The organism is Achromobacter sp. 2789STDY5608615, from assembly GCF_001298995.1.
Lineage (GTDB): Bacteria > Pseudomonadota > Gammaproteobacteria > Burkholderiales > Burkholderiaceae_B > Achromobacter > Achromobacter insuavis.
Genome location: NZ_CYTY01000082.1, coordinates 1 through 6,176 on the forward strand (window position 1 = coordinate 1; position 6,176 = coordinate 6,176).

General features: G+C 67.9%; 7 protein-coding genes. 1 reads left to right on the forward strand and 6 read right to left on the reverse strand.

Going from position 1 to position 6,176, the window contains the following annotated elements; all coding sequences use genetic code 11:
* Positions 1 to 86: 86 nt before the first annotated feature.
* From AOZ49_RS31240 to AOZ49_RS31265, 6 genes are all read right to left on the reverse strand, one after another.
* The gene (locus AOZ49_RS31240; RefSeq protein ID WP_054435717.1) at positions 87 to 812 is read right to left on the reverse strand and encodes an amino acid ABC transporter ATP-binding protein; all 726 of its coding nucleotides are present in this window, start codon (positions 810 to 812) and stop codon (positions 87 to 89) included.
* Positions 809 to 1,525: an amino acid ABC transporter permease gene (locus AOZ49_RS33220; protein WP_054435719.1), complete on the reverse strand. Its 717-nt coding sequence runs from the start codon at positions 1,523 to 1,525 to the stop codon at positions 809 to 811. Before AOZ49_RS33220 ends, AOZ49_RS31240 begins: the two co-directional genes overlap by 4 nt.
* Complete coding sequence (locus AOZ49_RS33225; RefSeq protein WP_054479784.1) at positions 1,526 to 2,227, reverse strand: amino acid ABC transporter permease; 702 nt, start codon at positions 2,225 to 2,227, stop codon at positions 1,526 to 1,528.
* Between the two features lie 26 nt (positions 2,228 to 2,253).
* A complete protein-coding gene (locus tag AOZ49_RS31255; RefSeq protein WP_054479786.1) occupies positions 2,254 to 3,081 on the reverse strand; it encodes an ABC transporter substrate-binding protein in 828 nt (275 codons plus the stop codon).
* A gap of 68 nt (positions 3,082 to 3,149) precedes the next feature.
* Positions 3,150 to 4,367 (reverse strand): aminotransferase class I/II-fold pyridoxal phosphate-dependent enzyme, encoded by a 1,218-nt coding sequence (locus AOZ49_RS31260; RefSeq protein WP_054479788.1) that lies wholly within the window; start codon positions 4,365 to 4,367, stop codon positions 3,150 to 3,152.
* A complete protein-coding gene (locus tag AOZ49_RS31265) occupies positions 4,364 to 5,038 on the reverse strand; it encodes an RraA family protein (RefSeq protein ID WP_054479791.1) in 675 nt (224 codons plus the stop codon). The genes AOZ49_RS31260 and AOZ49_RS31265 overlap by 4 nt, the downstream gene beginning before the upstream one ends.
* Positions 5,039 to 5,204: 166 nt before the next feature.
* On the opposite strand from AOZ49_RS31265, the gene AOZ49_RS31270 reads away from it, so the two are divergent.
* Positions 5,205 to 6,101 carry a LysR family transcriptional regulator gene (locus tag AOZ49_RS31270; RefSeq protein ID WP_054479793.1) on the forward strand — a complete coding sequence of 299 codons (897 nt, stop codon included), beginning with the start codon at positions 5,205 to 5,207 and terminating at the stop codon, positions 6,099 to 6,101.
* The last annotated feature ends 75 nt before the right edge of the window (positions 6,102 to 6,176 follow it).

Genomic DNA, 6,176 nt, shown 5'->3' on the forward strand with positions numbered 1-6,176 from the left:
CGGACCGCAATCGTAGCCCCGCCATCCCCCACCGACCCCACCACGCGCGCCTAAAGAACCCACCCCGCAACAGCAAAACAAGCCCCTCACCCCCGAATGTCAGCCAAAAACTTCCGCGCCCTCTCCGTCCCCGGCCGCCCAAAAAACGCCTCCGGCCCCGCCACCTCCAAAATCCTCCCCGCATCCATAAACCAAACCGTATCCGCCACCTCCCGCGCAAACCCCATCTCGTGCGTCACGCACACCATGGTCATGCCGTCCCTGGCCAGGCCCTTCATCACCTGCAGCACCTCGCCCACCATCTCGGGGTCCAGCGCGCTGGTCGGTTCGTCGAACAGCATCACCGGCGGATTCATCGCCAGCGCCCGCGCGATCGCCACGCGTTGCTGCTGGCCGCCGGACAGTTGCGCCGGGTAGGCTTCGGCCTTGTGGGCCAGGCCGACGCGGTCCAGCAGCTGCATGGCGCGGTCGCGCGCCTCGGGGCGGCGGGCGCGTTTCAGTTGCAGCGGGGCCAGCATCAGGTTCTCCAGCACCGACAGGTGCGGGAACAGGTTGAACTGCTGGAACACGAAGCCGATGTGGCTGCGCAGCGTGTCCAGGTGCACCTTGCCGCCGTAGATGTCCTGGCCGTCGACCTCGATCACGCCCTTCTGGATCGGCTCCAGCCGGTTCACCGTGCGGATCAGGGTCGACTTGCCCGAGCCGGACGGGCCGCACACCACCACCACCTCGCCGCGCCGCACCTGCGCGGTCACGTCGGTCAGCGCCTGATAGTCGCCGTACCACTTCTGCACTTCGGAAAATCGGATCATGTCGGAACCACCTTGGGGGCAGGCGCGCGGCCGGCGCGGCGGCTGCCGATGCGTTTCTCGGTCAGGTGCACCAGGGCGCTCAGGCCGAAATTCAGGATGAAATAGGTCAGCGCCAGCAGCGCGAACACTTCGAACGGCTTGGTCAGCAGGACGCTGTTGATCTGGTTGGCCGCATAGGTCAGCTCCTGCACGCTGATCACGTAGGCCAGCGAGGTCTCCTTCACCGTCGAGACGAACTGGCTCAGCATGCTGGGCAGCATGTTGTAGAGCGCCTGCGGCAGGATCACCCGGCGCATGGTCTGCAGGTACGACAGGCCGAGCGCGCGGCCGGCCTCCTGCTGCCCGGGCGGCAACGCCTGGATGCCGGCGCGGATGATCTCGGCCAGGTAGGCGCTTTCGTAGCACACCAGCGCCACCACCATCGTCGTGGTGCCCGCCACCGGCCGGCCGATGATGAGCGGCACGAAGAAGTACGCCCAGAAGATGAACATCAGCAGCGGCAGGCCGCGCACCAGGTACACCATGGCCGACGCCGGCCAGCGCAGCGCGCGGTACGGACTGATGCGGCCCAGCGCCAGCAGCACGCCGCAGGGCAGCGCCAGCGCCAGGCTGATGGCGGCCAGGCCCAGCGTGGCGACCAGGCCGCCGATCGGGCCGTGCGGATACTGGCCGATGAGCAGCAGCAGCCAGTTGTCTTTGAGGATATCCCACATTCAATGGCCTCCCAGCGGACGGTAGCGCCGCTGCAGCAGCGCGCCGCCGCCCATGATGAGAAACGACAGCGCCAGGTAGATCGCCGTCACCACCGCATAGGCCTCGAAGGTGCGGAACGTGTAGTTCTCGATCTCGCGGCCGACGGCGGTCAGTTCGGCCACGCCGATGGCCATGGCCAGGCTGGTGTTCTTGACCAGCAGCAGGGTCTGGTTCAGGAGTGGCGGAATGGCGATGCGGAAGGCCTGCGGCAGCACCACGCAGCGCATGGTGCGCAGAAAGCCCAGGCCCAGCGCGCGGGACGCCTCGACCTGCCCCGGCGGGATGGCGCGCACGGCGCTGCGCAGGTCCTCGCAGATGTAGGCCGACATCACCAGGCCGATGGCGATGCACGACAGGATGAACTCGCTGCCGTGGCTGTTGAGCCAGTCGGTCGCGGCCTGCGGCAGCAGGGCCGGCACGCCGAAATACCAGAACAGGATGTGCACCAGCATGGGCACGTTGCGATGGAAGGCCACGTACAGCGCGATCAGCGCGTTGGCCACGGGCGAGCCGGTCAGGCGGATGACCGCCAGCAGGCTGCCCACCAGGAACGCCAGGATCCAGGCCAGCCCGGCCAGCGCCAGGGTGGTGACGAACCCCCTGAGCAGCCAGGCCGGGTATTCCCCCTGGAAGATGGCGGAGAAGTCGAAGACGTAATGCATCGGCTAAGGCTCCGGCGCGAGGCGCCTCAACCCTTGATCGCTTCGATGCGGAAGTCGCGCTTCATGTTGAACTGGGTGCCGGCGCCGAACCACTTGTCGAAGATCTGCGTGGCCTTGCCCGAGGCTTCCAGCCCGTCCAGCACCTGGTTCACCTGGTTCAGCATCGCGGTATCGCCGCGGCGCACGCCCATGCCCCACGGCTCCACGAACAGCGCCGGTTCGAGGATCTTGGCCGGCACCGCGCTGCTCGCGGCCTGCTGCTTGAGCTTGACCAGCATCAGTTCGGAACCGACGAAGCCGCTGACCTTGCCCTGCTGCAAGGCGAGGAAGGCGCCGCTGGGATCCTTGAACGTCACCGGCTCGACGTTGGGGATGAACTTGCGCGCGCCCTGCTCCGACGACGAACCGCGCACCGCGCTGACGCGCTTGCCTGCCAGGTCGGCGGGCGCCTTCAGGTCCTTGTCCGATTCCCGCGCCAGCACCTTCTGCAGGCTCACGAAATGCTGGTGCGAGTAGTCGATCTGCTGCGCCCGCTCGGGGCTCCAGCCGAGGTTGGCGGCGACCACGTCGACGCGGCCGGCGATCAGTTCGGGGATGCGGGCCTCGACCGCGATGAGCTTGAGCTCCAGCGGCACGCCCAGGCTGTCGGCCACGGCCTGGCACATGTCGACTTCGTAGCCGACGATGGCGCGGGTCTTGGGATCCTGGAAGCTGAACGGCTCGGCCGTGCCCATGGTGCCGCAGATGAACTTGCCGCGCGCCTTGATGTCCTGCAGCGTGTCCGCGTGGGCGGCGGGCGCCAGGGTGGCGGCCAGGCCGATGGCGGCCGCGCAGGTGATGATCCAGTGCTTCATGCTGATTCCCTTGAAATATAAGTATGGGTACTGCCAACGACGGCGGCCCCTGCGCGGGGCCGCCGGACTCAAGCCAGCCTGCCGCAGGCCTCGGCGATGCGGCGGCAGCCTTCCTCGATGTGGTCCATCGAAGTCGCGAAACTCAGGCGCAGGTACGGCGACAGGCCATAGGCCGCGCCGTCCAGCACCGCCACGCCGGCCTCGTCCAGCAGGAACATGACCACGTCGAGGTCGCTCTGCAACAGCGTGCCCGCCGGCGTGCGCCGTCCCAGCAGGCCCGCGACATTGGGGTAGACGTAGAACGCGCCCTGCGGCCGTGGGCAGCGGATGCCCGGCACCGCGTCCAGCAGCGCCACGATGCGGTCGCGGCGCGCATGGAACACGGCGGCCGCCTCAATGACGCAAGCCTGGTCGGCGCTCAGCGCGACGCGCGCGGCGGCCTGACTGATGGCGCTGACGCAGCTGGTGCTTTGCGAGATCAACGTGGCCATGGCCTTGACCAGGGCCTTGGGGCCGCCGGCGTAACCCAGGCGCCAGCCGGTCATCGCGTAGGCCTTCGAAACCCCGTTGATGGTCAGGGTGCGGGCGGCCAGTTCGGGCGCGACGGCGGCCGGCGAGGCGTGGCGCTCGTCGCCGTAGGCCAGGTGTTCGTAGATCTCGTCGGTCATCAGCCAGACCTGCGGATGGCGCGCCAGCACGTCGGCCAGCGCGCGCAGCTCCGCCGCGCTGTACATGGCGCCCGTCGGATTGCCCGGCGTGTTCAGCACGAGCCACTTGGTGCGCGGCGTGATGGCGCGCTCCAGCGCTGCGGGCGTGAGCTTGAAGCCGTCGGTCTCGGGGCAGGCCACCACCACCGGCGTGCCATCGTTGACCAGCACCATGTCGGGATACGAGACCCAGTAAGGCGCGGGAATGATGACCTCGTCGCCGGCCTGCACGGTGGCGGCCAGCGCGGTGTAGAGCAGCTGCTTGGCGCCCACGCCGACGATCAGTTGGTCGAGCCCGTAGTCCAGCCCGTTCTCGCGCTGGAACTTGGCGCGCACCGCTTCCAGCAGCGGCCGCGAGCCGGCCGACGCGGTATAGCGGATATCGCCGCTCTTGAGCGCGTCGATGCCGGCCTGCACGATATGGGCCGGCGTCGGCAGATCCGGCTCGCCGACGGTGAAGTCGATGATGTCGCGTCCCTGCGCCCGCAACTGGTCGACGCGGGTCTTGGCCGCCATGCTGGGCGAAGGCTTGATGGCACGGGCGCGCGCCGCCAGCGCCAGGGTGTCGGCGCCGCTCATGCCAGCCCCTTGGCGGCGAACGCCGCCTGCATCCAGCTCTGCGTGCGGGCGCCGCCGTCGATCTCGGCCATGATGCGCGCCTCCTTGTCGGCATGCGCGCGCGCCGCGGCGATCAAGGCCGGCGCCTCGTCGGCCGCGAAGCTGACCAGGCCGTCCTCGTCGCCCACCACGATGTCGCCCGGATGGATCACCTGGCCGCCGATCGACACCGGCACGTTGACCTCGCCCGGGCCGTCCTTGTAGGGGCCGCGATGGATGTGGCCGCGCGCATAGCAGGGAAACGCGTCGGCCTCGAACGCGCCGACGTCGCGGATGGCGCCGTCCACCACCACGCCGGCGCAGCCGTGCGCCTGCAGGTAGCGCTTCATGATCTCGCCCAGCACCGCGTTGGACAGGTCGCCGCCGGCGTCCACCACCAGCACGTGGCCAGGCTGCACCTGCATCATGGCCTTGTAGATCATCAGGTTGTCGCCGGGACGGGTCTTGACGGTGAGCGCGGTGCCGACCAGCTTGCCGGCGCGGTTGTAGCGATGCAGCCCGGCGATGCCTTCGCGGCGCGCCAGGTTGTCGCTGAGATGCGGAGTGACGATGCCGGCCAGCGCCTGCAGGATGGCGTCGGGGGCAACGGGTGCGGCCGGCAATATGCGCGTGCCGGTGATGAGGGTGGCCATGGCGGTCTGCGTAGTCCTGAAACGAATGAGTCAGACCGCATGGTGGGCGCTTTCGGCGATCCGAAAAAGGGATTAAATTTCCACGAAGTCCATCCCTTTTGGGAATATAAGGGTTATCACTTAGCGGAAATTTTGGAATGAATCAGACCTTCCCCTGGAGCGCGCGATGCTGACTTTCAAGCAGATCGAGGCGCTCTACTGGACCGTGCGCCTGGGCACGCTCTCGGCCTCGGCGCAGAAGCTGCACACCACCCAGTCGGCCATCACCAAGCGCATCCAGGAGCTGGAAGCGGACTTCGACGTGGCCCTGTTCGACCGCTCCGGCCACCGCGCCGAGCTGACCGCGCGCGGCCACGAGGTCTATGCGCTGGCCGAGGAAATGCTGGGCCACCGCGACCGCCTGCTGGTGCGCCTGAAGGGCCAGCACACCCTGACCGGCACGTTCCGTTTCGGCATCACCGAGATCACCGCGATGACCTGGCTGCCGGCCCTGATCCGCCTGCTGCGCGCGCACTATCCGCGCATCACGCTGGAGCCGCACATCGACCTGGGCGCGGACCTGCAGAAGCGCCTGCAGGCGGGCCAGCTGGACATGGCTTTCCTGCATGGCGAGTTCGCCGAGCCGGGCCTGGAGGTGGTGGCGCTGCAACGCCTGGAGTTCGCCTGGATGGGCAGCCCCGACGTGATCGATCCAAGCCGCGTCTATACGCCGGCGGACATCGCGACCCTGCCGCTGTTGCGCCAGAGCCGGGAGTCGGGCCTGAACATGATCTACGACGGCTGGCTCAAGCCGCATACGCCGGCCAGCAACATGTTCACCATCAACAGCCTGATCGCGATGGCGGGCCTGACGGCGGCCGGCTTCGGAGTGAGTTGCCTGCCGCGGGATTATTTCGCGGAGATGGTGAGCGCTAGGCAGTTGGTGATCGCGCGGACCAGCACGGCGGCGCCGCAGTCGGTGTATTGCGCGATGTACCGGAAGGGGGCTGATGATGCTTTTTGTGAGAGTGTTGCGGAGTTGGCTCGGAGTTGTTGTGATTTTTCTTCTAGTGGGAGGCACTGAAGGGCGGGTGAGGTGGGTTCTTTAGGCGCGCGTGGTGGGGTCGGTGGGGGATGGCGGGGCTACGATTGCGGTCCG

What these genes read in the sequence shown, in the direction of transcription:
- AOZ49_RS31240 (WP_054435717.1), bottom strand. Translation starts at nt 812, where the DNA reads ATGATCCGATTTTCCGAAGTGCAGAAGTGGTACGGCGACTATCAGGCG.
- AOZ49_RS33220 (WP_054435719.1), bottom strand. Translation starts at nt 1,525, where the DNA reads ATGTGGGATATCCTCAAAGACAACTGGCTGCTGCTGCTCATCGGCCAG.
- AOZ49_RS33225 (WP_054479784.1), bottom strand. Translation starts at nt 2,227, where the DNA reads ATGCATTACGTCTTCGACTTCTCCGCCATCTTCCAGGGGGAATACCCG.
- AOZ49_RS31255 (WP_054479786.1), bottom strand. Translation starts at nt 3,081, where the DNA reads ATGAAGCACTGGATCATCACCTGCGCGGCCGCCATCGGCCTGGCCGCC.
- AOZ49_RS31260 (WP_054479788.1), bottom strand. Translation starts at nt 4,367, where the DNA reads ATGAGCGGCGCCGACACCCTGGCGCTGGCGGCGCGCGCCCGTGCCATC.
- AOZ49_RS31265 (WP_054479791.1), bottom strand. Translation starts at nt 5,038, where the DNA reads ATGGCCACCCTCATCACCGGCACGCGCATATTGCCGGCCGCACCCGTT.
- AOZ49_RS31270 (WP_054479793.1), top strand. Translation starts at nt 5,205, where the DNA reads ATGCTGACTTTCAAGCAGATCGAGGCGCTCTACTGGACCGTGCGCCTG.